Source organism: Wolbachia endosymbiont (group B) of Villa cingulata (assembly GCF_964028285.1).
Lineage (GTDB): Bacteria > Pseudomonadota > Alphaproteobacteria > Rickettsiales > Anaplasmataceae > Wolbachia.
This window is the reverse complement of record NZ_OZ034766.1, coordinates 108021-132983: the sequence shown is the minus strand read 5'-3', so window position 1 is coordinate 132983 and position 24963 is coordinate 108021. Positions and strand designations below refer to the sequence as shown.

Annotated in this window: 29 protein-coding genes, 1 tRNA gene and 3 pseudogenes; 14 read left to right on the top strand and 19 right to left on the bottom strand. The window is 34.1% G+C overall.

Features of this window, described 5'->3' with window-relative positions:
• Positions 1 to 79 precede the first annotated feature (79 nt).
• Entirely contained in the window at positions 80 to 1123 is a 1044-nt protein-coding gene (gene ltrA / locus ABWU52_RS00755; RefSeq protein WP_353277665.1) for a group II intron reverse transcriptase/maturase, read from the bottom strand.
• Between the two features lie 122 nt (positions 1124 to 1245).
• Between ltrA and ABWU52_RS00750 the strand changes: the two genes are divergently transcribed.
• The 4 genes from ABWU52_RS00750 to virB9 all read left to right on the top strand — a co-directional run bounded on the left by ABWU52_RS00750 (position 1246) and on the right by virB9 (position 4633).
• Positions 1246 to 1545, top strand: a complete 300-nt coding sequence (locus ABWU52_RS00750) for a transposase (RefSeq protein ID WP_064085359.1) — start codon at positions 1246 to 1248, stop codon at positions 1543 to 1545.
• The gene (locus ABWU52_RS00745) at positions 1521 to 2399 is read left to right on the top strand and encodes an IS3 family transposase (RefSeq protein WP_353277659.1); all 879 of its coding nucleotides are present in this window, start codon (positions 1521 to 1523) and stop codon (positions 2397 to 2399) included. Before ABWU52_RS00750 ends, ABWU52_RS00745 begins: the two co-directional genes overlap by 25 nt.
• On the top strand, positions 2380 to 3237 hold the full coding sequence (locus ABWU52_RS00740; RefSeq protein WP_353277038.1) for a reverse transcriptase domain-containing protein: 858 nt from the start codon (positions 2380 to 2382) through the stop codon (positions 3235 to 3237). Before ABWU52_RS00745 ends, ABWU52_RS00740 begins: the two co-directional genes overlap by 20 nt.
• A 610-nt stretch (positions 3238 to 3847) precedes the next feature.
• The gene (gene virB9, locus ABWU52_RS00735; protein ID WP_007302273.1) at positions 3848 to 4633 is read left to right on the top strand and encodes a P-type conjugative transfer protein VirB9; all 786 of its coding nucleotides are present in this window, start codon (positions 3848 to 3850) and stop codon (positions 4631 to 4633) included.
• Between the two features lie 7 nt (positions 4634 to 4640).
• On the opposite strand, the gene ABWU52_RS00730 is transcribed toward virB9, so the two are convergent.
• A complete protein-coding gene (locus ABWU52_RS00730; protein WP_211907682.1) occupies positions 4641 to 5234 on the bottom strand; it encodes a ribonuclease HII in 594 nt (197 codons plus the stop codon).
• A 5-nt stretch (positions 5235 to 5239) separates the two neighbouring features.
• Positions 5240 to 6220, bottom strand: coding sequence for a phospho-N-acetylmuramoyl-pentapeptide-transferase (gene mraY / locus ABWU52_RS00725; RefSeq protein ID WP_353277036.1), 981 nt, complete (start codon positions 6218 to 6220; stop codon positions 5240 to 5242).
• Positions 6221 to 6377: 157 nt separating this feature from the next.
• Here mraY and ABWU52_RS00720 point away from each other — a divergent pair, with 157 nt between their 5' ends.
• Both ABWU52_RS00720 and ABWU52_RS00715 read left to right on the top strand, forming a co-directional pair.
• Positions 6378 to 7364, top strand: a complete 987-nt coding sequence (locus ABWU52_RS00720) for a hypothetical protein (RefSeq protein ID WP_353277034.1) — start codon at positions 6378 to 6380, stop codon at positions 7362 to 7364.
• 68 nt (positions 7365 to 7432) lie between these two features.
• A complete protein-coding gene (locus ABWU52_RS00715; RefSeq protein ID WP_353277663.1) occupies positions 7433 to 7996 on the top strand; it encodes a DNA-3-methyladenine glycosylase in 564 nt (187 codons plus the stop codon).
• Between the two features lie 200 nt (positions 7997 to 8196).
• Here ABWU52_RS00715 and ABWU52_RS00710 read toward each other — a convergent pair.
• Both ABWU52_RS00710 and ABWU52_RS00705 read right to left on the bottom strand, forming a co-directional pair.
• Positions 8197 to 8424: pseudogene (locus ABWU52_RS00710) on the bottom strand (IS5/IS1182 family transposase); the annotation flags it as partial.
• A gap of 149 nt (positions 8425 to 8573) precedes the next feature.
• A complete protein-coding gene (locus tag ABWU52_RS00705; RefSeq protein WP_353277032.1) occupies positions 8574 to 9593 on the bottom strand; it encodes an Mrp/NBP35 family ATP-binding protein in 1020 nt (339 codons plus the stop codon).
• 79 nt (positions 9594 to 9672) lie between these two features.
• On the opposite strand from ABWU52_RS00705, the gene ABWU52_RS00700 reads away from it, so the two are divergent.
• Together ABWU52_RS00700 and ABWU52_RS00695 are read left to right on the top strand one after the other, a co-directional pair.
• Positions 9673 to 9909 (top strand): hypothetical protein, encoded by a 237-nt coding sequence (locus ABWU52_RS00700; RefSeq protein ID WP_353277031.1) that lies wholly within the window; start codon positions 9673 to 9675, stop codon positions 9907 to 9909.
• Between the two features lie 74 nt (positions 9910 to 9983).
• Positions 9984 to 10535: a hypothetical protein gene (locus tag ABWU52_RS00695; protein WP_353277029.1), complete on the top strand. Its 552-nt coding sequence runs from the start codon at positions 9984 to 9986 to the stop codon at positions 10533 to 10535.
• Positions 10536 to 10614: 79 nt separating this feature from the next.
• Here the strand turns inward: ABWU52_RS00695 and ABWU52_RS00690 are convergent.
• Positions 10615 to 10997 (bottom strand): annotated as a pseudogene (locus tag ABWU52_RS00690) (IS4 family transposase); the annotation flags it as partial.
• A 509-nt stretch (positions 10998 to 11506) separates the two neighbouring features.
• On the opposite strand from ABWU52_RS00690, the gene ABWU52_RS00685 reads away from it, so the two are divergent.
• A complete protein-coding gene (locus ABWU52_RS00685; protein WP_353277027.1) occupies positions 11507 to 12259 on the top strand; it encodes an ankyrin repeat domain-containing protein in 753 nt (250 codons plus the stop codon).
• Between the two features lie 102 nt (positions 12260 to 12361).
• Here ABWU52_RS00685 and tyrS read toward each other — a convergent pair whose 3' ends face one another.
• Together tyrS and rsfS are read right to left on the bottom strand one after the other, a co-directional pair.
• Complete coding sequence (gene tyrS, locus ABWU52_RS00680) at positions 12362 to 13624, bottom strand: tyrosine--tRNA ligase (RefSeq protein WP_264337800.1); 1263 nt, start codon at positions 13622 to 13624, stop codon at positions 12362 to 12364.
• A 230-nt stretch (positions 13625 to 13854) separates the two neighbouring features.
• Positions 13855 to 14172: a ribosome silencing factor gene (rsfS, locus tag ABWU52_RS00675; RefSeq protein ID WP_007302263.1), complete on the bottom strand. Its 318-nt coding sequence runs from the start codon at positions 14170 to 14172 to the stop codon at positions 13855 to 13857.
• A 129-nt stretch (positions 14173 to 14301) separates the two neighbouring features.
• On the opposite strand from rsfS, the pseudogene ABWU52_RS00670 reads away from it, so the two are divergent.
• The 3 genes and pseudogenes from ABWU52_RS00670 (at position 14302) to ABWU52_RS00660 (ending at position 16159) form a co-directional block, all read left to right on the top strand.
• Positions 14302 to 14900 (top strand): annotated as a pseudogene (locus ABWU52_RS00670) (hypothetical protein).
• Positions 14893 to 15381, top strand: coding sequence for an RNA pyrophosphohydrolase (locus ABWU52_RS00665; RefSeq protein ID WP_007302261.1), 489 nt, complete (start codon positions 14893 to 14895; stop codon positions 15379 to 15381). The pseudogene ABWU52_RS00670 and the gene ABWU52_RS00665 overlap by 8 nt, the downstream one beginning before the upstream one ends.
• Entirely contained in the window at positions 15371 to 16159 is a 789-nt protein-coding gene (locus ABWU52_RS00660; protein WP_353277025.1) for a TatD family hydrolase, read from the top strand. The genes ABWU52_RS00665 and ABWU52_RS00660 overlap by 11 nt, the downstream gene beginning before the upstream one ends.
• A gap of 5 nt (positions 16160 to 16164) precedes the next feature.
• Here ABWU52_RS00660 and mdh read toward each other — a convergent pair whose 3' ends face one another.
• From mdh to ABWU52_RS00625, 7 genes are read right to left on the bottom strand one after another with little or no spacing between them, the layout of a single operon-like run.
• On the bottom strand, positions 16165 to 17109 hold the full coding sequence (gene mdh / locus ABWU52_RS00655) for a malate dehydrogenase (RefSeq protein ID WP_211907691.1): 945 nt from the start codon (positions 17107 to 17109) through the stop codon (positions 16165 to 16167).
• Positions 17110 to 17112: 3 nt separating this feature from the next.
• The gene (locus ABWU52_RS00650; RefSeq protein ID WP_214249946.1) at positions 17113 to 17688 is read right to left on the bottom strand and encodes an NADH-quinone oxidoreductase subunit C; all 576 of its coding nucleotides are present in this window, start codon (positions 17686 to 17688) and stop codon (positions 17113 to 17115) included.
• Between the two features lies 1 nt (position 17689).
• Positions 17690 to 18193, bottom strand: a complete 504-nt coding sequence (locus ABWU52_RS00645) for a NuoB/complex I 20 kDa subunit family protein (protein ID WP_015588278.1) — start codon at positions 18191 to 18193, stop codon at positions 17690 to 17692.
• Positions 18184 to 18537: an NADH-quinone oxidoreductase subunit A gene (locus ABWU52_RS00640; RefSeq protein ID WP_064085468.1), complete on the bottom strand. Its 354-nt coding sequence runs from the start codon at positions 18535 to 18537 to the stop codon at positions 18184 to 18186. The genes ABWU52_RS00645 and ABWU52_RS00640 overlap by 10 nt, the downstream gene beginning before the upstream one ends.
• A 17-nt stretch (positions 18538 to 18554) precedes the next feature.
• The gene (locus ABWU52_RS00635; protein WP_006014413.1) at positions 18555 to 18923 is read right to left on the bottom strand and encodes an HIT domain-containing protein; all 369 of its coding nucleotides are present in this window, start codon (positions 18921 to 18923) and stop codon (positions 18555 to 18557) included.
• A 6-nt stretch (positions 18924 to 18929) separates the two neighbouring features.
• On the bottom strand, positions 18930 to 19211 hold the full coding sequence (locus ABWU52_RS00630; protein WP_353277023.1) for a hypothetical protein: 282 nt from the start codon (positions 19209 to 19211) through the stop codon (positions 18930 to 18932).
• Between the two features lie 3 nt (positions 19212 to 19214).
• Positions 19215 to 19949 (bottom strand): hypothetical protein, encoded by a 735-nt coding sequence (locus ABWU52_RS00625; RefSeq protein WP_353277021.1) that lies wholly within the window; start codon positions 19947 to 19949, stop codon positions 19215 to 19217.
• Between the two features lie 184 nt (positions 19950 to 20133).
• On the opposite strand from ABWU52_RS00625, the gene ABWU52_RS00620 reads away from it, so the two are divergent.
• The gene (locus tag ABWU52_RS00620; RefSeq protein WP_353277019.1) at positions 20134 to 21510 is read left to right on the top strand and encodes a UDP-N-acetylmuramoyl-tripeptide--D-alanyl-D-alanine ligase; all 1377 of its coding nucleotides are present in this window, start codon (positions 20134 to 20136) and stop codon (positions 21508 to 21510) included.
• 48 nt (positions 21511 to 21558) lie between these two features.
• Positions 21559 to 22509 carry a complex I NDUFA9 subunit family protein gene (locus ABWU52_RS00615; protein WP_353277017.1) on the top strand — a complete coding sequence of 317 codons (951 nt, stop codon included), beginning with the start codon at positions 21559 to 21561 and terminating at the stop codon, positions 22507 to 22509.
• 8 nt (positions 22510 to 22517) lie between these two features.
• Here ABWU52_RS00615 and ABWU52_RS00610 read toward each other — a convergent pair.
• The 4 genes from ABWU52_RS00610 to rpmF all read right to left on the bottom strand — a co-directional run bounded on the left by ABWU52_RS00610 (position 22518) and on the right by rpmF (position 24911).
• Positions 22518 to 22591: transfer RNA gene (locus ABWU52_RS00610), tRNA-Arg, on the bottom strand.
• Between the two features lie 142 nt (positions 22592 to 22733).
• Positions 22734 to 23690, bottom strand: coding sequence for a beta-ketoacyl-ACP synthase III (locus tag ABWU52_RS00605; RefSeq protein ID WP_353277015.1), 957 nt, complete (start codon positions 23688 to 23690; stop codon positions 22734 to 22736).
• Entirely contained in the window at positions 23683 to 24720 is a 1038-nt protein-coding gene (gene plsX, locus ABWU52_RS00600) for a phosphate acyltransferase PlsX (RefSeq protein ID WP_006014431.1), read from the bottom strand. Before plsX ends, ABWU52_RS00605 begins: the two co-directional genes overlap by 8 nt.
• 8 nt (positions 24721 to 24728) lie before the next feature.
• Complete coding sequence (rpmF, locus tag ABWU52_RS00595) at positions 24729 to 24911, bottom strand: 50S ribosomal protein L32 (RefSeq protein ID WP_006014434.1); 183 nt, start codon at positions 24909 to 24911, stop codon at positions 24729 to 24731.
• Positions 24912 to 24963 lie beyond the last annotated feature (52 nt).

The following is a 24963-nucleotide window of genomic DNA, read 5'->3' as shown; positions in this document are numbered from 1 at the left end:
AGAGTAGACCGGCGGAACTTCCCCACCAGTCTCTCGCAGAACTGCACGGAAACCTCTCGGCTTATACAGCTCCCATTATTTAGCCTTTTGATCCTAACCCAAGTGTCCAATGATAGAAAATACTTGGAGACCTCTTTCTCACTTTTCCTAAAAATTGCTTTGCTAGTCTTCCGTGATCACGAAGTTTCTTATATTTTGTCCTGACCCATCTTATGAGGTATCTCTCTATATTCCTGAGAGATGGATACATCTCTGATTTATAAAACCTGCCATAGTACTGAAACCAGCCTCTGACTATTGGATCTATTTTCTTCGATATTTCCTCTAGTGTGGTCCATGTAATCCGATGTATTCTCCATGACTTTATGGTTTTCTTGATCTTCTTCTTGGCTTTGTTACTAATTGCAGGTAGAAATGAGATGAAATAATTCCTCATCTTATTCTTTGCTACTCTAGGTCTAAAAGTATAACCTAGAAAATCAAAGCTTTGTTTAGGAAATTGTTCTTTTCTATCATCATCCTTACTGTACACAATCTGTGTCTTTTCAGGATGTAACTTCAATTTACACTTAGCCAATCTTTCTTCAATCATTACTTTCATAAATCCTGCCTGTCTTTTAGTTCTGCAGTGCACTATCGCATCATCTACATATCTTTCAAATGGTACTGTTGGATAATTTTGTTTCATCCACATATCAAACGCATGGTGCATAAATATGCTTGAAATGATTGGGCTTATTGAACCTCCTTGCGGAACTCCTTTATCCCTTGTTACCCTACTGCCATCTGCTTGCTGAATGGGGGCTTTCATCCACCTCTCAACATACAGTATGACCCATTTGCAGTCTGTGTGTTTCTTGATAGCCTGCAGTGCTAAATCGTGGTCCAGATTGTCGAAAAACCCAGATATATCAAGATCTACCGTCCAATCATTTTTCCAACATCTCTTCCGTGCTGTGTATACCGCATCCAGCGCAGACTTATTTGGTCTATAACCATATGAATCTTCGTGAAATTTCGGTTCTACTAACGGCTCAAGATACATTGTAGCTGCTGTTTGCGCTATCCTGTCGAATACTGAAGGCACACATAAAATTCTTTGCCCTCCTGTATCTTTTGGTATCGCAACAGCTTTTACCGGCTCTGGAAAATAACTTCCGGATGACTGACCTTACCCAGAAAAAGTAGACAGAAAGTTAAGACGTTTTTGAAGTAAAATAAAACGTTTTTTCAAAGAGGTGTGGTATGACAAAAAGAAAAGAATATACAGCAGAATTCAAAATTGAAGCTATAAGACTAGTAAAAGAAACAGGTCAATCATCAGCAAAAATAGCAAGAGATTTGGGTATTAGCGGTGATTCATTAAGCAGATGGGTAAAAACATACAATGATAGAATGTCTGGAGTAGATGCGTTTCCAGGAAAAGGGAAAGTAGCTCATTGTGACAAAGAAAAGTTTGATTTAAAGAAAGAGCTGGCAAGAGTAACGAGGGAAAGAGACATTTTAAAAAAAGCCCTGGGATATTTTGCAAACCAAAAAGAGTAAAATATTCTTTTATAAAAGAACATAAAAAATGCTATAAAATACGGGAATCATGCAGATTTTTGAACGTATCTGCTTGTGGTTATTATAAATGGATTACTAAGGAAAAAAACAACAAAAAATCAATAAGAGAAGAGCTCATACAAGATATTCAGAAGGTATATCGAGCATCACAATGCAGATACGGAGCTCCTAAAATTCACGCTGAATTAAAGGCTTTAGGTAAAAATTATAACATCAAAACAGTGCAAAATGTTATGCAGAAAAATGGCATTCAAGCTAAGCTTAGACGAAAGTTTAAAAGTAAAAAACCACAAATAGACAATAGAGTTATAACTCCTAACATATTAAATCAGAATTTCATCGCTGATCAACCTAACAAGATATGGGTAACTGATATTACGTACATAAAAACTAATGAAGGATGGTTATATTTGGCAGCAATAATAGATTTATATTCACGCATGGTGATTGGCTGGTCAATGAGTAATGCAGTAAATAGGCAATTAGTTATAGATGCGTTATTCATGGCTATTGGTAGGCGCAAATCTGCTAAAAATCTACTATTTCATAGCGATCAAGGATCGCAATACACCTCTAAAAATTATCAATTTTTACTAAGTACAAAAAATATTACTTCTAGTATGAGTCACAAAGGTTGTTGTTATGATAATGCTGTTTCAGAGAGCTTTTTTAGTTCACTTAAGAGAGAGTTACTCATTGATACTTCACAACACTCTGCACAACAAGCTAAAACCGCAATATTTGAATATATAGAAATTTTTTATAATAAACAGCGTAGACATTCTACTATTAACTATTGCATTCCTGAGCTTTTTGATTCATCATTCTCATAGCAAAAACGTCTTAACTTTCTGTCTACTTTTTCTGGGTAAGGTCACACTGCAGGCTATCAAGAAACACACAGACTGCAAATGGGTCATACTGTATGTTGAGAGGTGGATGAAAGCCCCCATTCAGCAAGCAGATGGCAGTAGGGTAACAAGGGATAAAGGAGTTCCGCAAGGAGGTTCAATAAGCCCAATCATTTCAAGCATATTTATGCACCATGCGTTTGATATGTGGATGAAACAAAATTATCCAACAGTACCATTTGAAAGATATGTAGATGATGCGATAGTGCACTGCAGAACTAAAAGACAGGCAGGATTTATGAAAGTAATGATTGAAGAAAGATTGGCTAAGTGTAAATTGAAGTTACATCCTGAAAAGACACAGATTGTGTACAGTAAGGATGATGATAGAAAAGAACAATTTCCTAAACAAAGCTTTGATTTTCTAGGTTATACTTTTAGACCTAGAGTAGCAAAGAATAAGATGAGGAATTATTTCATCTCATTTCTACCTGCAATTAGTAACAAAGCCAAGAAGAAGATCAAGAAAACCATAAAGTCATGGAGAATACATCGGATTACATGGACCACACTAGAGGAAATATCGAAGAAAATAGATCCAATAGTCAGAGGCTGGTTTCAGTACTATGGCAGGTTTTATAAATCAGAGATGTATCCATCTCTCAGGAATATAGAGAGATACCTCATAAGATGGGTCAGGACAAAATATAAGAAACTTCGTGATCACGGAAGACTAGCAAAGCAATTTTTAGGAAAAGTGAGAAAGAGGTCTCCAAGTATTTTCTATCATTGGACACTTGGGTTAGGATCAAAAGGCTAAATAATGGGAGCTGTATAAGCCGAGAGGTTTCCGTGCAGTTCTGCGAGAGACTGGTGGGGAAGTTCCGTCGGTCTACTCTCCTCATATTTCATAAAAGGGAATCGATACTATAAATTTGAATCTTGGATAAGGAAAGGAAAAATTTTGTGGAGTAACTTAGACATAAAATCTGTAGTTAATTTGCAGGAAGTGTTAAATAAACCATACGCGTCAAGTTAAGGAAATATCGTGAAATATAGCAACATTTGAGATGGGCATTTTATTTGTTACATTTATTTTTTTAGGGAGTTCTTATCTAGAAGAAGATAATTTTTTCAGAAGAATCTATAAATTAATAACTTTATTACTTAATATATAAAATAGTTTTTTTTTCGTTTCCTTTCTTCCTTATACCACTTTTCCTTAACTTGACGCGTATGGTTTATTTAACACTCCCTAATTTACCTCACAACTCATTTTAACATATATGAAAATAATGTTTAAAGAATTTTTTCCTGCAGTAATGAATTATTATGAAGCTTGCATTTTCTGTCGCTTACTACTGGGATAGTTTGATAGTTGCAGTACATGTCTATCAATGATAAAATAAAGATCAGTTTATTTTGATGCTATGATTAGGGTACTCTTTGTTGCACTATTATTTTTTTGTGGTGGTTATGCACTTGCAAAACAGGAACCAAGACCAATAGCTGGTGATAACCACATAAAGGTAATGAATTATAATCCACAGGCTATACATAAGTACACGGGCTTTTATGGTTATCAATCCAGCATATTGTTTGAGCCAGGGGAGGTAATAGAGAGTCTTTCAATGGGTGATGCAACCGGTTGGCAACTCCTTCCTCAAGGTAATAGATTATTTATTAAGCCTATAGATGATATTGCCGATACTAATGCAACTATAATTACCAATAAAAGAGTTTATTATTTCGAGTTTCATGCTGAAGAAGCAAACGGGCTAGATGATCCAAGGTTAGCATATGAAGTAAGGTTTCTTTATCCACTGTTCAACAGTGATGAAATTTATTCAACGAGTAACGGTGATATTCTAGAGCAAGCTAGTCATACCACTATCCCTGATATAAGTGATATTGAGGTTATAAAGAAAGGCTTGAATTTTAACTATTCCATCTCGCACGTTAAAGGCAGTCAATCAATAATACCAATTAAGGTTTTTGATGACGGAAAATTTACATATCTACAATTTAATAAAATAAACTCTGATTTCCCGGCAGTTTTTATGGTTGATTCTGCAGGATATGAATCCTTGATAAATTTTCGTACAGTTGATGACTACCTGATAATTGAAAGAGTAAGCTCGGTATTTACCTTAAGAAACGGATCAAGTACAGTCTGCCTGTTTAATGAAAACATACCTTTCAAAAAAGGTAAGTGATTAAAGGCTATAGTATTCTTATAGGTGCAAAATTCTTTCTATGGTGCTTCGTAATTCCATGAAGGCCAATAGCGCTGAGGTGTTCTTTTGTTCCATATCCTTTATTTTTATACCAATTATATTGAGGATGTTTATTATGCAATTCTTCCATAAGTCGATCTCTTGTAACTTTTGCAACGATTGAAGCGGCTGCAATTGATATACTTAAACTATCACCATTCACTACAGACTTTGTTTGCCATTTCACTTCAAGTGGTTGGTTACCATCAACTAACACATAATCTAGTTCTAAATCTAAATTTACCAGCGCACGTTTCATTGAAAGCTTTGTTGCTTGCAAGATATTGTATGAGTCTATCTCCTCTACACTTGCCATTCCTATACCAAATTTTGCAACAGACGTTATTTTTTCGTATAGAACTTGCCTACACTTAGGGGTTAGCTTTTTTGAGTCGTTTATTCCATCAATAACCGTATCTCTATCAGTAAATATTACAGCTGCAGATATCACTGGACCGGCAAGCGGACCTCTTCCAACTTCATCTACTCCTGCTATAATTCCTGATAATGTATTTTCTAATGTGAAATCTGGATATTTCATAGTTCCTATAATAAGAAAGTTAAAGCAAAAATCGAACAAACGATAGAAATTATCCAAAATTTTATAACTATTGTATTTTCTGACCACCCTTTCTTTTCAAAGTGATGATGTATTGGTGTCATAAGGAAAATTCTTCTTCCTGCTCCATATCTAAATTTTGTATATTTAAAATATGATACCTGAATAATCACAGATAAAGTCTCTATTACAAAGATTATTCCAATAACGGCGAAAAGTATCTCTTTTTTAATTAGAACACTAGCGAGCCCTAAAGCTGCACCGATTGATAGGCTTCCAACATCACCCATAAATATTTTTGCTGGATGTGTGTTAAACCACAAGAAACTTAAAATAGCTCCTATAAATGCAATGCAGAATAAAGTAATGTTTACATCTGTCTGAGTGATGTATGCAACTAGTCCCAAAAAAGCAAAGGAAGTAATGGCTTGAGTTGCAGCAAGGCCATCCAAACCATCTGTGAGATTCACAGCATTGGCAGAGCCAACAATAACAAATGCAGCAAACGGAAGATATAGATAGCCAAGGTCGATTGCTACTTCTCTAAATAGAGAAATTTTTGTAAAACCTTCAGCAGATTGTAGCTTAAGTATAAACATACAGACCAGAGTAACGACAAACTGAATAAGTATTTTGGTTTTTGCACTTAAACCTCGGTGGTGATTTGTCTTCAATTTTAAATAGTCATCAATAAATCCAAGTAGAGCAAAAAATAGAGTTATAAATACCAGCAATGAAATTTCTGGTGTTAATTGAGTCCAAAGCAGGATTGGTAATAAAGCAGAAGTTAGTATTATTATTCCACCCATAGGTGGTATATTCTTTTTTGTTATTAAATGACTTTCTGGTCCATATGATCTGATTGGTTGTCCATCTTTACTTATCTTTTTTAGAAGTTTTATAAAATAGGGAAAGAGAATAAACCCAAAAATAAATGAGATAAAAAACGTCTTTGTAGCTGAGATCACCTGCCTATTCAAAATTAACTAGATATTATACCAAAAGCTTTACCTAATCTCAATTTATACCTTTTTATCAGCTCATTTTATTTGGAGTAAATTTAGTTATTGATTAGTTATAGCAAAGTTTGCATACTGATATTTAGTTAATGGTAAGAGGTGGCATATGTTAGATTATATTAAAAAGCTTTTGTGGGCTACTACAGTACCTGATAATGAGAGTAGAGTTAAAAATTCTTACACGCATATAGTAGAGAAACCTTCTTTTGGTGATGCAGCTTCAAAGTTGAGTAAGGAAGAAAGGTCAGAAGAGCATCTTGTTCTTCTAAAAGGTAAAAGCAATAGCTCTGGTACAACTGTAACAGAAGGATCGTCTAGTATTCAGAATGCAGTATCAGGCAAGAACAAGCGTGGATATATCAAATTAGACAGTGATGAAGAATGGGATGAATTCTTTGAGTTACAGAATGATCCAGACACTAATACTACGAACAAAGAGCCTTTTTCTCCGAAGAAAGGAGAATCTCACTATCATGGCAAAGAGATCATAGGTAAAATTGCTGACCAAATTAAAGCAGAGATATCTGAAGGTATGAAAAATCATACTATAGGGTCCATAATGATAAAAGAAGGCAAAAGGGAAAAGAATATTGTTTATCCTACCGTGAGAGTTGTGCTACATGCCAATAAAGAAGGAGTAGATATAGCTAAACTTCTAGGCGGTAGTATATGTAAAGAGTATGGTGTAAGAACAATTACATTTTGTCATCCTAATCAAGAAAAAAAGAGGGGGGCATCTTTCTATATTAATAATGATAGTGATAATGAGGAAAAAGTTTATGAAATAATTAGTGGGTTATATGAAATGACTTTAAAGTGGTATGTTGATGGAAGAGAATGCAAAGTTAAAGTTAACATTGATGGTAAGAATGGTGTAACTCTCCTTGAAGGCAACGGTGTTACTGCAGAGCAGTTGCGTGCAAATAAAGAAGTCAAAATAGGTAAGAGACGTGAGCCAAAATCTTTATATGAAGCGTTAGTACCGCAATTGCAACAAAAGAGCTCTGAATCAGTCAAGGTTTTACAGCAGCCTTCAACAGATGTAACAAATGTGACAACAACACCAACTTCTACTTCTCAGAGATGCTCTTGACTAAATAAATAAGAAAAAGCAAAAATAGTATAACTTGCTTACAAATGTAAGTAACTTGTACTTCTATGATGAATAACACAATATTACCAAGAAATTTCTATGAACGGCCAACTTTAACCGTAGCTGGGGAGCTGCTAGGGAAGATTCTGAAATTTTCTAATTTTAGTGGAATAATAACTGAAGTTGAAGCGTATATAGGAATGGATGACCCAGCTTGTCATGCAGCAAGAGGCTATACTAATCGAACCTCAGTAATGTTTGGTACGCCAGGGTTTTCGTACGTATATTTTATATATGGAATGTACTATTGTCTAAATATTGTAACAGAAGCAGAAGGATTCCCAGCAGCAGTGTTAATACGAGGATTAAAGCTCACTGAACCGCTTGAAGCAAATTTAGGCGGGCCAGGCATACTGTGCAAAAAATTAAACATTACAAAAGAACATAATAAACAAGACCTTACTACAAGTCATGAATTTTGTCTCTATGAATATCACCTCAAACCAGATTATGTGTGCACTCCAAGAATCGGAATTAGTAAAGGCAAGGAGAAATTTTGGCGATTTAAAAGTTGCGTTTTAGCAGAAATGCCTAAAATCACACTCAACAATAAATATAGACCTTCTGCATAAACTAGATAAAAAGGCAAATAGCCTTTTATGTTTACCAACAATAGACTTCTTGGATAACCTAAGGATATTTTTTGATCTTCTATGGGGGAGTTGAACATTCCCTTTTTATAAAACTTTTGCATACTCCTATTTAACTTTAATAGCTCTTTATCTTCCTGAAATCTGGATGTTTTATCAATGCATCTTCTATTCAGCCGTTAGCAAGAACTTTCACTTATTCCATAGCTTTGCACTATATGGAAATATGTACGGTATTTACACAAATATTCGAGTGCTATTAATAAATATATTTGGTTTTCCTCCTCTTGCCTTTTTCTTGGCCTCTTCCTCTATTAAAATTTCTATTATTTTTCCAATGTTTTTCTTTTTACTCCTCTTAGTCTTCGAAGCTTCTCTTCATCAAGTTTACTTACCTGCTCAAAATTTATACCTTCCCTAATATTGCTTCTACTACTTGTTTCTTAAGTTATCCAAGAAGTCTATTGCCTGTTCAGATACGAGGTAGCTGCTGCCATTTGAAATATTTTATTCACCTAAAATTACATTCTACCTATTTTAAAAGTAGTTTAAAAAAACTTTATAGACTGCATACAAAAGACCTAACATCTTTAGCAATGCCTTCATAAATCCTTACTAAATCCTCACTTAGTATTGAAGGATTTCCACAATCAGAAGCACTACATATTTGCGGATCTAGAGGAACTCTGCTCAAGAGTTTGACTCCCAGCTCTTCAGACATTTTTTTTGCACCACCTTTTCCAAATATGTGTATTTTTGAATTATCTTGAACAAAATAGCTCATATTTTCCACAATGCCGATAATTGGCACGCTGAGCTTTGTGAACATATCATAAATTTTTTGTGCATCGACTAAAGCAAGCTCCTGTGGAGTTGAAACTATTATTGCTCCAGTTAAACTAAAATTCTCCATCAGACTTAAATGTATATCGCCAGTGCCAGGTGGTGTATCAATGATTAAATATTCTATATCAGACCACCTTGTTCCCATTAGCAAATTGTAAAGTGCTTTTGTGATCATAGGTCCACGCCATATTACTGCGCGGTCCTTATCAATAAAATAGCCAATTGAAATAGTATAGAGACCATGTTTCTCTATAGGCATTGCTTTACCACTCTGTATTTCTGGTTTTAATTTCTCAGTGCCCAACATTTTAGGAATCGAAGGACCATATATATCTGCATCAACTAGCGCAACTTTATGTTTTAATTCTGCTAACGAAAGAGCTAGATTTAGTGCAACTGTCGACTTACCCACACCTCCTTTACCAGAAGCAACGACAATTATATTTTTCACTCCTTCGATATGAAGTTTAGCTTTTTGTTGCCTAGCTTGTTTTTGACCAGTAGCAACTACAGTAACCTTTCCTACTCCCGGTATCGCCTTAACAGCTTGCTCACAATTTTTTCTTAATTCTTCATTTGGCTCAGTAACTTCAAGAGCAAAAGCAACATCTTTACCCTTAATAACAATTGAGGATACTACACCAACATTCTTACCACTTTTCTTCTCTATAACCTTTTTTAGGCTTTCTCTTACGATTTCCTCATTAACCTGTGTAAATTTTTTCCAGAACATATGATGAAATTTTTTCTATTGGTGTATACTAACATAGAATAATTAAACTGCACTGACTTTAAAGCGAGGTTACAAGAATATGCTAAATGATAACAACTTAACACAAGCACAACGAAATTTGTATTTTAAGTTGAAAAAGGTAATATCAAATGGTGAGGGAATTAGTAATATCTTGAAAGTAGCCTCAGAGAATGATTTACTAAAAGTTCTTACAATAGGATATACTACACGATTTCCAACAGATGGAGGACGCACTTTAACACTGCTTAGCCTAGCTATACATAGAGACAATAATGAATGTGTTAATTCTATTTAGAACAAGCTCAAAACAATGGTATACTACAAGATATTCTTACTACTGCAAATATTATAAACTATCAAAATGGTTTGATGTACACCTTAACATCGCTTGGCTTTGCCATACATCATAATAAGGGAAGGTATATTAATGTTATTTTAACAAAAGCCCAAGAAAATGGTATATTACAAAATATTCTTGCTTCTAGAAATATTGTACAGTATTTAAATATTATAGCGTATACTTTAACGCTACTTAACTTTGCTATATATAAAGGCAATAACAAATGTATCAATTCTATTTTTATACGAGCTCAAAATAGTGATACACTGCGAAATATCCTTACTTCTAAAGATATTGTGCAGCTTACAGGAGTGACGTATGTCATTAAACCACTTGCCTTTGCTATGTATAAAGGTAATAATGAATGTGTCAATTCTACTTTAATACGAGCTAAAAATAGTAGTATGCTACAAGATGCATTTACTGAAGTAAGTACTGTACTGTTTCCATATGGTAGATATACTTTGAATGCTTGTGAGCTAGCTGTAGTTGTTAATGAGAACAATGCTAGTATTAGGACTGCATTAGATAATGTATCTATTTCTTCTAGGTATGTTAGAGAAAATAGCAAAGTTAGTTAATTTCTTAAGTAACTCTTTCTTGCAAGTACTACTTTTTTATGTATCTGTTCAGGCAATGGCGTTAACTTAAGAGAATAAATTAGCAAGCTCTCTTAAAGGCATGATGGCGTTTAGGCTTATCTACTTTATTGCAGCTATACAATCTTCACGTTAACTTTAGTGCGTATACTTAAAAAGGGCTTGGAAATTTTTTGGTTCCAACAAGTACCTGATAAAGTTTCTGTCTCATTACACCAAATAAAACTGAAAAATTTAAACGATACTCAGCAATTTGATCTGGGTTCCAAGGCTCTTGTGCATCACACATATGAAGTATTGCACATGACCAAGTTTGCACAAAATTCTTGTTTCTAAATTTATCCCAGAAAAATTCTCTAATTCTACTTCTACTTTGAGTCGTTTATAGCACTCCTCTATGTGACACCTTAATAGATAAGCTTTACTGATATCTTCTTTATTGAAATAAAATAGAAACCAAAGGTCCTATTTTTTACAGTATTTTACTCCTTAACATCTTTCCTTAAGTTGACGCCATTGGGCTTTGTTGCATCGCTGTCTACGATGGATAAAAGATAAAATCTAGAATATCAATAGCTTATTATTCTAGCATTTATAGTAAGGACAGTCAGTAAATATCTAAATTTAAGTAAAAGAAGTTTTACTATCATTCACTAATCTAGCTAGAATTCAAGAATTTCAATGCTTTAGCTATTTTAAGTAGAATTAAATTTACTAGTACAAACAATAAATTACTATTCTTAAATTTAATCAGATTGATTGCAAAAAATAAGATTTTCAATAAGCTGCTTGTATAGTTAGCCTTTCATAGATAGTGATGCAACAAAGCCCGCTGGAATCTAGTTCATATTATATATTTATCTGATAAGTTCCATGCATGTGTAATTTATTTAAATTGACTTCTTATCATATAATTAAATACATTATTGAAAATTAAAGGTAAGGTTATAGCAATGGAAATTTCAAATTGGCACGAATTATTGAGTTTAGTTAATGTTGACAAAGATTTAAGCAAAGATAACGTAATTGAAAAAATACAAAATGAGCTGAAAAGATATTCAAAGGAATATGAAGAGTGGGAAAAGTCTGGCTTTGATATAAATTATGTATTTAAAGATGGTGAAAAAGCGACTCTTTTGCACTTGGTGGCTTCCTTTAACCTAGAAAATATAGCGAAGGCTCTCATGGAAAAAAGGGCAAATGTTAATGAAAAAGATGTAAAAGGAGATACTCCTTTACATAATACTATTTATCTTGATAGTATAAACATAGCAAACGCTCTCATAGAAAAAGGTGCAGATGTTAATGCAATAAATATATGGAGAAGGACTCCTTTACACTATGCTGCTTTATTTCGCAGTATGGCCATAATAGATGCTCTTGTAGAAAGAGGTGTCAATGTTAATGCAGTAGATATGTGGGGAGAGACTCCTTTATACTATCTTAATTGTCCAGCAATTAAGAAAGGGTGGATTGCCGGTGGAGTAACTGCATTATTAGGCACTGCTATATCTATAGCACTTTTTACAGCCGGAGCAATTACAGCTGAGTTAATACCTATAGTTATAGCAGTAGTTGCAATTACAGCAACAGCATTAATAGTTGGCAATGCTATATATAAATTGTCAAAGCCTGACGCTCAAGTTGATAAACCAATCTCAGCAAATCGACAGCAAGAAACTGCTAGCGATAGTAGGGTTGCCTAGCGATTCTGCCACAGTGTCAGCTGCTTCAATGATATCCATTTGTCCCTATAATTGTCTTTTCTTGGCTACCTTATTTTGCTATTCTTCTGAACAGAGACAAATTTACTTTCTTACTTCACTCACTAAAATTTTAATATGGCGTTTCTTTCCTGCAGATAATTTGATAAATGGCTGACCTTCAAAGCTTTCAGAGTTTATTGTATAGTTAACATCGTTTATAGTATTATCATTAACTTTACATCCATTTCCCTGTATTAAACGCTTTGCCGCACCTTTTGAAGGTTCAAAACCGGTGTCATGAAGCAAGTCTATCAGGAGTATGCCATTTGCAACTTGTTCTCTTGTGATAGTGTAACCAGAAAGCAATGAACTATCTTCATTTTCAAAAGCAGAGATTGCAGCAGATCGTGCAAGTTCAGCTTCTTTGCAACCATGACATATTTTTGTCACTTCTGTTGCCAAGACCTTTTTTGCTTCATTTATTTCTTGATCCTTCAAGGACTCTAGTTTTTTAATTTCATCAGTTGGTAAATCAGTGAAAAGTCTCAAGAAACGACCAACATCTTGATCATCAACATTGCGAAAATATTGCCAGTAGTCATAAGAATTTAGCATGCTGCCATCAAGCCATACTGCCCCACTTTCAGTTTTGCCCATCTTTTTTCCTTGTGCGTTTAATAAAAGAGGTGTGGTAAGACCAAACAGCTCAGGTAAATTTAACTTTTTGCTAAGTTCAATTCCGTTTACTATATTTCCCCATTGGTCTGACCCTCCAATCTGGAGACGACAGCCATACTTTTTATTCAACTCGACAAAATCATAGGCTTGTAACAACATGTAATTAAACTCGAGAAAGCTTAGATTTTGCTCCCTATCTAGCCTAATTTTCACACTATCAAAGCCTAACATGCGATTTACAGAAAAATGTGTCCCTATATCACGCAAAAAGTCTATATATTTTATGTTATCTAACCAATCTGCGTTGTTTACTATGATTGCACCAGTTTTTCCATAATCGAAAGATATCATCTTCTCGAGGGTTTTCTTTATACCAAGTATATTTTGATTGATATCTTCTATCGGCAAGACGCTTCTTGCTTTGTCTTTACCAGATGGGTCACCAATTTTTGTTGTGCCACCTCCAAGTAGAACTATTGGCTTATAACCGAATTTTTGTAGGTGACGGAGCATCATGATTTGAATGAGACTGCCAATATGCAAACTTGGTGCCGTACAATCAAACCCAATGTATGCAATTATATAATTATCTTGTGATAATAGCTGGTCTAACCTATCAATGTTTGTACATTGATATAGGTATCCTCTTTCTTGAATGAAGTTTAAAAACTCGGATTTATGTTTCATAATATGTTATTTTGTGTGTAAACGGTGTTGTTAACGATGGCGTCATTCCAGTGCTTGACGCTGGAATCCAGTTTATTATGAAATTTCATCAAAAATGTTGTATAGTGTGCTCGTTTATGATTAAGTTTTCTAGATTCCAGTGTCAAGCACTGGAATGACACCACCAACTTCATAAGGGTTGCCTTCAAAATTACAACATTTGAGCAAGTGTATACCAGCTACCTGGATAATCAATTCCATAACTCTTCTATCTTATAATATTCTCTTACTTCTGGCCTGAATAGGTGAACCATTATACCTTGAAAATTCACAATCACCCAGTTACCTTCATCCATACCTTCTACATCTATTTTATCATATTGCTTGAGATTTTTCATCACGTGCTCAGCTAATGCTTTTACATGGCGGCTCGAATCACCGGATGCAATGATCATATATTTTGCAATGACAGTTTTATTCTGTACATCAAAAGTAACTATATCTTGACCTTTGTTTTGATCTATTACATCTACAATTGTATTTTTTATTGATTCTGTATCACCATTCATTATTCTAAATTATATAATTTATCTGTAATGATACCACTCAAAATTTCTGAATATGAACTATTTTTGATATGTTTCTAGTGTAACGTTTATAATACATATATTTGTAATATATGATAGTTTTCTGATGGTATGATCATTTACTTAATCGGATTTCCGGGTAGTGGCAAACTTACGATTGCAAAAGAGCTGTGTAATATTATTGATGGGGTGATAGTAGACAATAACCTGTTAATGATACCATATTTGATATGATTGATTTCAGAAACGCTGAGGTTACAAGTGAAATATGGGAAGAAATTTTTGTGATTAGAGAGAATATGTTAGCAATATTGGAAAAATACCATATAGAATCAAAGCATTATATATTTACAAACGAATTGATAAAAGGTGATTCCTATGATCAAAAAGTATATAACTCAGTGGTGAATTTAAGTAAAAAAATGAACGTGGAGATTCTCCCTGTGGTGTTATATTGTAATAGTGGAGAACTAGTAAAGCGCGTTCAATTAAAGGAAAGAGAGCAGGAGAGAAAAATTACTGATTCAGATTTTGCTATGAGAAGAATTAAAGGAAAGAAACTATTTATGCCTCAAGGTTCACTTGAAATTGATAACTCAAACTTAAGCGCAAAAGAAGTTGCAAAAAAAATTGTTGAAAAAATGAATAGTAAAAAAGTAGTTGGAACTTCTATGATAGATAATTTAGCAATAGAGAGTATTTGTGATTAGTGAGGAGAAAGAGTATCGCCCTTGTGTTGGCATAATGTTATTTAACAAACAGGGAAATATTTTTATTGGAAAACGTTTTGATAGTGACTCTTATTGGCAGATGCCACAAGGAGGAGTTGATGAAGGTGAAGAGCTAGAGCAGGCAGCGCTACGTGAGCTATTGGAGGAAGTTGGTACTGATGAAGCAGAAGTTGTGGCTCAAAATAAAGAGTGGATATATTACAACTTACCCGAGGAAGTTATACCGATATGCTGGAATGGGAGATATTCTGGCCAAAAGCAAAGGTGGTTCTTAATGAAATTTTGTGGGAAGGATAAGGATATTAATATTAACTATACTGATCATCCAGAGTTCAAAGAGTGGCGTTGGCAAAATGTGGATGATTTGGTAGCCAGTGCCATACCGTTCAAAAAAGAAGTTTATAAAAAAGTGATAGAAGAGTTTTCTTCTATCATAAAAGGATCTATTTATGATAGTTGATTCTCATTGTCATCTAATTTATTTTTCTGATGATGAAATACCAAAGGTAATTTCAAGAGCAGAGCAAAATGGTGTGAGAATTTTGCATAACATATGTATAAGCATTAATGATATCCCTAAATTATTAAAAATCTCTTCATCCTATGATCAAGTCTACTGCTCCGTTGGTATACATCCGCTTGATACTACTGTGGAAAAAGGTGAGTGTATAAATGCTGATGAATTGATTGAATTTACTAAGGGCAAAAAGGTAATTAGTATCGGTGAAACCGGATTAGATTTTTATAAATCTGATAACAAAAGCAATCAAAAAAAAAATTTTGCATCACATATAGAAGCGGCAAAAGTAACAGGATTACCTTTAGTTATTCACACTAGAAATGCTGATAGTGAGATGATTGATATGTTAAATTCAGAAATGAAGAAGGACGCTTTTAGTGGAGTAATGCATTGCTTTGCTTCTTCTAAAGAGCTTGCTTATAAGGCTATGGACTTGGGATTATACATTTCATTTTCTGGAATTATTACTTTTAAAAATGCGAACTTACTAAGAGAAATTGCACAAAATGTGCCACGTGAGCGTGTTTTAGTTGAAACTGATGCACCTTATCTATCTCCTGAGCCTTACAGAGGAAGAAAAAATGAACCGGCAATGGTGAAATATGTTGTGAATTGTTTAGCAGAATTATGGAATGAATCGCCGGAACAAGTAGCAAAAATAACTACAAATAATTTTTTTAGACTGTTTTCGAAGCTTGAGCTCAAAGAAATTCTATAGGGCAATTAATTTAGCTGACAGAGCTCTTTTACTGCACTTACAGATTTATAAAACATCTCTTGTTCACTATCGTTCATTTTAACTTCTAGAACTTTCTCAACTCCATTTTTGCCAATAATAGTAGGAACACCAATGAATAAGTCTTTCACACCATATTCACCATTAAGATAAGCAGCGCATGGTAATATACGCCTTTTATCTTTTAAGTATGATTCTAGCATGCTTATGGCTGAAGATGCAGGAGCATAGTATGCAGATCCAGATTTAAGTAGATCAACTATTTCTTTTCCACCATTACGAGTACGCTCAACTATTTCATCAACTTTTCCTCGCGTAATCAAACCCATCTCAATGATTTGGGTAAGTGGAATGCCAGCAATTGAAGCATAATTGATTAGTGGTACCATAGTGTCACCATGTCCTCCAAGCACAAAAGCAGATACATCTTCGACAGAAATATTTAACTCACTTGCAAGAAAATAACGAAAACGAGCAGAGTCAAGCACTCCTGCCATACCAACAATCATATTAGTTGGCAGGCTTGAAGATTTGTATACTACTGAAACCATAGCATCTAAAGGATTGGTAACCACTATTACAAATGCGTTTGGAGAATGTTTTTTAATATTTTCCCCAACCTCTTTCATTACTGCAGCATTAGTTTGCAGAAGGTCATCTCTGCTCATTCCAGGTTTTCTGGCAATGCCAGCAGTTATTATAATTGCGTCAGAGTTTTTTATATCTTCATACCTATTTGTACCAGTAATATTGACATTAGATCGATCAATAGGAGATGATTCTGTAATGTCAAGTGCTTTACCTTGTGGTATTCCATCGCTTACATCAAGCAAAATAACATCTCCTAGCTCTCTTAGTGCAATCATATGGGCAAGAGTCCCACCGATATTTCCTGCACCAATCAAAGATATTTTTTTTCTTTGTGCTGTCATTTTCTACTCCTTTATATTTACTTTTGTGGCTTTACTACCTTCCCAAGGGGATAAGCTGTCAAACATACGAAAATCTTGCGGTAAGTCTATAGGATTATATACAACCTTTTTTGCCTCTATATCGTATCTTACTTCCTCGTAGCCAGTGAGAGGAAAATCTTTTAACATTGGATGACCTTTGAATCCATAATCCGTTAAAATCCTACGTAAATCTGGGTGATTAGAAAACTCTATTCCATACATATCAAATACTTCACGCTCAAACCACGAAGCTGCGTTAAATATCTTTGCTGCACTTAGAGGTATATCACCTTCACATAACTGAAGCTTTATGTGCACTCTGATATTGTGCACAAGGCTGAGCAAATTGTATATTAGCTCGAAACGTTTTTTTCTATCTGGGTAATCAACTCCAAAAACGTCAACTAATAATTCAAGCCTACACTTTTCATCATCACGTAGAAAGAGTAAGTGATTTTCAATGTCATTCAAAGCTGAATATATTACAATAGTGCCATCATTTTTCTGAATACATTCACATTTAGTCTTTTTTTGTATGTATTTTGCAGTTTTATCCACGCTATATATTCTTAGTTCGTTTTATTTTATTTTGTAGACATAGCATTCCATATAGTAACGCCTCAGCAGTTGGAGGGCATCCAGGAACATATACATCAACTGGCACAATTCTATCGCAACCACGGACTACTGAGTAAGAATAATGATAATAGCCACCGCCATTTGCACAACTTCCCATAGAAACGACGTATTTGGGGTCCGCCATTTGATCATAAACTTTACGCAATGCTGCTGCCATTTTATTAGTTAACGTGCCAGCAACAATCATAACATCTGCTTGCCTTGGGCTTGCACGAAAGATTATGCCATATCTATCAAGATCATAACGACTGGATGCAGTGTGCATCATCTCTACTGCGCAACATGCAAGACCAAATGTCATTGGCCACAATGAACCAGACCTTGCCCAGTTCATTATATAATCTATTAAATCGCCAAATTTAGTGATAAGAAAACCTTCTTTTTTGTAACGATTCCAGTCGCCATTAGATAAATTTACTCCCATTCCAACGCACCTTTACACCACTCATAAATAAAGCCTATAGTAAGTATTGCAAGGAATATCATCATAGACCAAAATCCGCAATAGCTTATTTTAGATAAAGAAACGGCCCAAGGGAAAAGAAAAGCAATTTCTAAATCGAATATTATGAACAATATTGCAACTAAGTAAAATTTTATGTCGAAACTTTTTCTGGCTCTTGATAAAGGATTAAAGCCACATTCATATGTAGAAAGCTTTTCACCATCTGGGTTACTGACTGCAAGAAACATAGGTAATACACCTAAAGTAAAGGATACTACAATTGATACACAGATAAAAATTAATATGGTTAAATATTCACTCATTTAAAAAACATATAACACTATGAATTTACATGCTTTCCTAATCTTTTACCACCTAAAATATGTATGTGAAAGTGCGGTATAACTTGCTCTCCATCTTTACCGTGATTAGTAACTAATCTATATCCTGTTTTTTCTAAGTTATATTTATGTGCTATTTCTCTAACAGTTTTAAAAAAACTTACTATTTCCTCTTCGGAAGCTTTCAGAACAAAATCATCATATGAAACGTATTGAGCTTTTGGTATAACTAGAATATGAACTGGTGCATCAGGATACTTATCACGAAAAGCTAGCACATTTTCATTTTTGTGTATTTCCTCATAAGACAACTCACCTCTTAATATCTTAGCAAAGATATTAGTGTCATCATAAGCTGTACTACCCATACTTTATTAAATTCCTGGTCCTCTTCTATTTTGCTTATGATTTGGTGTAGAAGGTGGGCTTATTGCTGCTTCGCTAGAAGCATCTTCAAGACTTGAAACGTTTTTTAGCTGTATATCTTGTCCACGTAGAACTGACCCATAGTCCATTTGGTGTCTTTTTGAAAACGTTTCTATTCTATTTGCCCTTCTTGCAGCAATAACTTCTGGTTGTAAATGATACATATCTCCAGGAATAGTTAGGCTATGATACCTTTCCTCTATTTTAACTTCTTTCATAACACTCTCCATAATTTATTTCCCCCTACCTCTTATGCTTTCGCAACTTTCAAAATCTTGTTTAATAGCTTTTTGCCAATTATCTGAAATTTTCTCTGATGACTTTTCTTTATCCATCGGCCTTACAACTTCCTGTGACTTCTGCTTTTTACTATCACATCCACTATACAACTTTTCTGCAATACCATACAGCAATTTCCGATCTGTGTGAACTTTAAACTCTCCACCAGTAATTTTTGCCAAATTTTTAAGATCACAATCAATCTTATTATAAATTCCTTCAAGAGCGTACTTTTTCATTACTTTTCCATCTATACCTGGATTTTTATCTTTTATTTCTTGGATAATCTTTTCAACATCAACTTCAATTACAATTTTGTTTTCTTCTCTAAAAATAGTTATATTTGGCAGATCTTTCCTTATTTTATCTAATTTCTCTGGACTCAAATAAGGTATATCCCCCGTTAAAGTTCTTGACGCTAAAAAACTTACCTTACCTTTTTCTTGTTTTGTTATTTGTATGCCAAGGTACTTACTAGCTTCTGTGGTTTTTATAGGTGGGTCATATTTCTCTTCTTCTTTAGGTACATCACTCACAGCCTTTTTTAATGAAACTTTAGCATCATGCTTCATTTCATCAATTGAAGCAAACGGTTTCTTTATAGGATAAATAAGTGCTTTAGGCACAAGAAAGAACACGCCTTTTATCTTAGCCAAAATAGACTTTTTATTTAACTCATCTTTTGCCATACATACCTCCAAGTCACTTTCTACAATCAGATAGTAAAATACACCCAATTATAGACGAAAATATTTAAGCTTGTATATTTATTATAAGATGAAATTATAGAGATAGCAATCATTATTTGTACATTACCAAAGTATGTAGTATTTTTGCTGCTTTTCTTGTTCAAATTACCTTTAAAGATAAATTATGTTAAAATGGAACGCAAATAATATTATCGATGCTACTGGCGGAAGAGGGGAGGGTGTTTGTAATTCGGTGTATAGCTCAAATATTTCAACGGATACAAGAAGCATAAAAAAAGGTGATTTATTTATTGCTCTCAAGGGAAAGAAATTTGATGGGCATGATTTTCTACATGAAGCATTTTTAAAAGGAGCTGTTGCTGCGTTAGTAAGCGAAGATAAATATAGAAATTTTCCTCTAATTATTGTGCAAGATACTCTAAAAGCTTTGCATAATATGGCATCATATTACATTAGAAATATTCTTGTTAATGCTAAAGTTATCACAATTACAGGTAGTGTTGGGAAAACCACTACAAAAGATATGCTTAACACTGTTTTGTTGCATTATGGAGTATCTCATGTAAATGAAGGTAACTTGAATAATAATATAGGATTGCCTTTTACGATTCTAAAAGCGCCAGAAGAATGCCAGTATTTAATCCTTGAAATAGGAATGAGTAGAGCTGGTGAAATAAAAGAATTATCGGAGATTAGCAATCCGGATATTGCAGTTATTACCAACATTGAACCTGCGCATGTTGAAAATTTTTCATCTCTACTTGATATTGCGCAAGCGAAATTAGAAATTCTACATGGTATGAAAAATAATGGTACTTTGGTTTTGAATAAGGATAATGAACATTATGATTATCTCTTATCAAATGCTAACAGAAATGTAGTAAGCTTTGGTAAGAATGAAAGTGCTACTGTTTGTTTGTTAGACCTAATAAGAGACGATAACGGTCTAAATTTAAAAATCAAACTGAACAGTGGTCAAATTATGAACTGTAATTTACCTGTAAAAGGCGAACATTTTGCATACTCTGCATTAGTTGTTACAGCAGTTTTGCAAAGTCTCGAACTTGATTTATCTAAATTACCACTAGCACTTGAGAATTTTACTGTAACAGAAGGTAGAGGTAATGTTCATCAAGCTAAATACAATGGAAAATTAGTACATTTGATTAACGACTCCTATAATGCTAACCCTACTTCAATGAAGGCTGCAATAAGAACTTTAGGTACATATTCTAATGTAAGAAAAGTGGCACTACTTGGCGATATGTTAGGACTTGGTAATGAAAGCATAGTATTTCATACAGAGTTGCTTGACTCTATAGTAGAACAAAATGTGAATAAAGTTCATACAGTTGGTAAATTTATGTTAGAATTGAATAAACTTTTACCGGAGAATATAAAAGGCATGCATTTCGATGATTCTAACCAATTGAAAAGTAATTTAGCTAATATTGTTCAAGGTAATGATGTAATTTTAGTTAAAGGTTCTCATGGAATGAGAATGGACCTTATAGTGCAGGAATTCACAATAGAATATTAAATAAAACTATTGTATTAATTTAAAGTTAAGTTATTGGAAGTTTTAACTGTGATAAAACGTATAGTTATTTTTGGTGGAACGGGATTTATAGGAAAACACATCGTAAGACGCTTGGCAGCGGCGGGGTATTTAATAAGAATATTTACTCGTGATCAGGAAAAAGCTGCTTGTCTGAAGTTATGTGGAAATTTAGGACAAATATCAATAATTGAAGGAGATTTTTTTAATGAAAAATCAATTTTAGAAAGTATGGAGGGGTGTGATGTTGTTATAAATTTAGTAGGAATATTATATGAAAAAAGAAAATACGATTTCTATGACGTTCATGTTGGAGTAGCTGAAAGAATAGCAAAAGCTGCGCAAATAAAAAGTGTATACATGATGATACATTTTTCTGCCATGGGAATAGAAAATAGTAAGCTGTCAAGATACGCCCACAGTAAATTAGAAGGTGAAAAAGCTGTAACTTCAGCATTTCAGGGAGCAATAATAATTAAGCCAAGTCTTGTATTCGGTAAAGAAGATAGTTTCTTCAATAAATTTGCAAGATTAGCAACAATTCTTCCTTTTTTGCCGTTAATCGGTAGTGGAATAACGAAGTTTCAGCCGATATGTGTAACAAACTTAGCTGAAGTGGTATACCATATTATCAGCTTTAATAAGCAAGATAAAAAAATTTATAATATAGGTGGACCAAAAGTTTACTCTTTTAAAAGCTTATTAAAGTTTATTCTGAATGTGACTAACAGAAAGTGTCTACTGATCAATGTACCTTTTCCAATGGCAAGATTGATAGCCTTTTTCTTAGAAAGTAAAGTTGTTTCTGTGCTGTTAAAACCTATAACCGGAGATGCAAGCCCTATACTTACTCGAGATCAGGTGAAAGTTATGATGAGTAGTTCAATCGAAAAGTCAGATGATCTCGGAACAATGAAAATTAGACCACTAGCAATTGAAAATGTGGTACCAGAATACTTGAAAATTTATAGAAAGCATTGATAGAAGAATGTGCCCGGTAGGATTCGAACCTACGACCCACAGCTTAGAAGGCTGTTGCTCTATCCAACTGAGCTACGGGCACACATCATATATAAAATGCTTCTTAGTACACGTGAAGTCAAGTATTTCTTGTGAATATAATGTTTGTGATAATATCTCAAAACTTTGTCAGTACAGCATGTAACGATAAAACTGAGAAAAAAGAAGCGTGGGTAATAGGAAGTCTAATAGCGCAGTAACACAGAACCCCAGGTCAGGCCTGCACCTATTGAAATCAGCAGTACCAGATTTCCTGATTTTATTTTTGATTCTTGTATTGCATAGTCTAAGGCCAGTGGAATTGATGCTGCTGAGGTGTTTGCATGCTTATCAACGGTATTAATCACTTTCTCTATAGGAAAATCTAATTTCTTTACTACTGCTTCAATAATACGAATGTTTGCTTGATGGGGAATTAACCAGTCAATATCAGCAATCTTCAAACTATTGCATTTTAGAGTTTCCTCTACTGAGGCTGTTAATTTCTCTACTGCATGTTTAAACACTTCTCTTCCATTCATAAGTATCTTTCCAGAATCACGAGTAGAGGATATTCCTCCGTTTGTACATAATAAGTCCACATTGCCATCAGAGTGTAAGTTTGTTGATATAATGCTACTGCTACTCATTTCTGATTTCATTATCACTGCACCAGCACCATCACCAAAGAGTACACAAGTTGACCTATCTTCCCAATCAACAATCCTAGACATTATTTCAGCACCAATAACAAGCGCGTATTTAATTCTATCGTTAGACTTTATAAGTGAATCAGCAACTGTAACTGCATATATAAAACCAGAGCATGCTGCCTGTACATCAAAAGCAAATGCGTTTTTACACTTTAATTTACTTTGTATAATCGTTGCACAGCTAGGAAAAGTTTTGTCAGGTGTTGTTGTTGCAACTATGATCAAACTAATTTCATCTATTGAAATTTTCGCTTTTTCTATAGCATTTTTCGCTGCATTAACAGCTAAATCTGACGTTAATTCTCCTTCATCTGCTATATGTCTTTGAACTATTCCTGTTCTTTGCCTTATCCATTCATCGTTTGTTTCAACTATCGATGCAATTTCGTTATTACTCAAAATTTTTTTTGGTAGGTAAGAACCAGTGCTCAATATGAAACTTTTATTCAATATGACTTACCCCGTTAATTATCTTCTGGTTCAAATTTTCACTGATTGCATTTACTGCAAATTTTATAGCGTGAGCAAAAGAAATAGCATCAGAATTTCCGTGGCTCTTTATAATGATACCATTTAGCCCTAAAAACATAGCTCCACTTCTAATTTTAGGATTAAAACGCTCTAATGCTTTATTTAGCTTGGGTTTCAACAATATGCCGACAAGCATTTTTGTCATCCATGAATTAAATACTTCCTGTTTTATTAGACTGATAAAAGTACCAGCAGTTGCCTCAGCTGTCTTGAGCATTACATTACCAACAAAACCATCAGCAACAATTACGTCTATATTACCATCTAAAAATTCACTTGCCTCTATATATCCTTTGAAGTTAATACTTGGAGCATTTTTGAGTAACTCAAAAGCTCCTCTTACTGAGTCAGTACCTTTCACTTCCTCTGTACCAATGTTTAGCAAAGCAACTTCAGGATTTTCAACTTTTAATGCTATTTTTGCAAATATACTCCCCATTAATGCAAATTGAAATAATGAGTCAGTATTACAGTCAACATTTGCACCAAGATCAAGCAATGCAAAGCTTTTTGTCTTAGTTGGACAGACAGATGCAATAGCAGGACGATAGATATTGGGTAATGTTCCTAAAATAAATCTGGAGATAGCCATCAATGCTCCAGTGTTGCCTGAAGACACCATCCCAAAAGCTTTACCTTTTTTCACTGCTTCAACAGCTGCCTTCATACTTGAATCTTTGCGATGTCTAAGTGCAAAAGAGGGTTTATCATTTGGAAGAACATTATCAGAGCAATGGGTAAATTCGGAGTTATCGCTTACTTTTTTGTATTTTGAAAGCAAAGGAGATATTTCTTTCTGATCTCCATAAATATGAAAAAAAACTTCAACACCTGGGTCAACAAGATTATCCAAGAAAAAACTAGCACCCTGAATTACGGAAAGAGGTGCAAAATCCCCCCCCATAGCATCAAGTGCGATAACTATGTTGTTGTTGACCGTGGGTAACATATCATGAGTTACTCCGCCTTTTGTTTAATGAAAACACGTTTTCCTTTGTAACTATTGTCAACTGCTATGTTGTGAGGCAACATGAATTCTCCAGTTGTTGCACATACCACAATATTCTTAGGCTTAATAGCATGATGAGAACGATGCATATTACGCCTTGACTTTGACTTTTTTCTCTTCGGAACTGCCAAAACTTACTCCAATTCAATTATATAACACAATTTATTAGTAGCATGTTTTTTA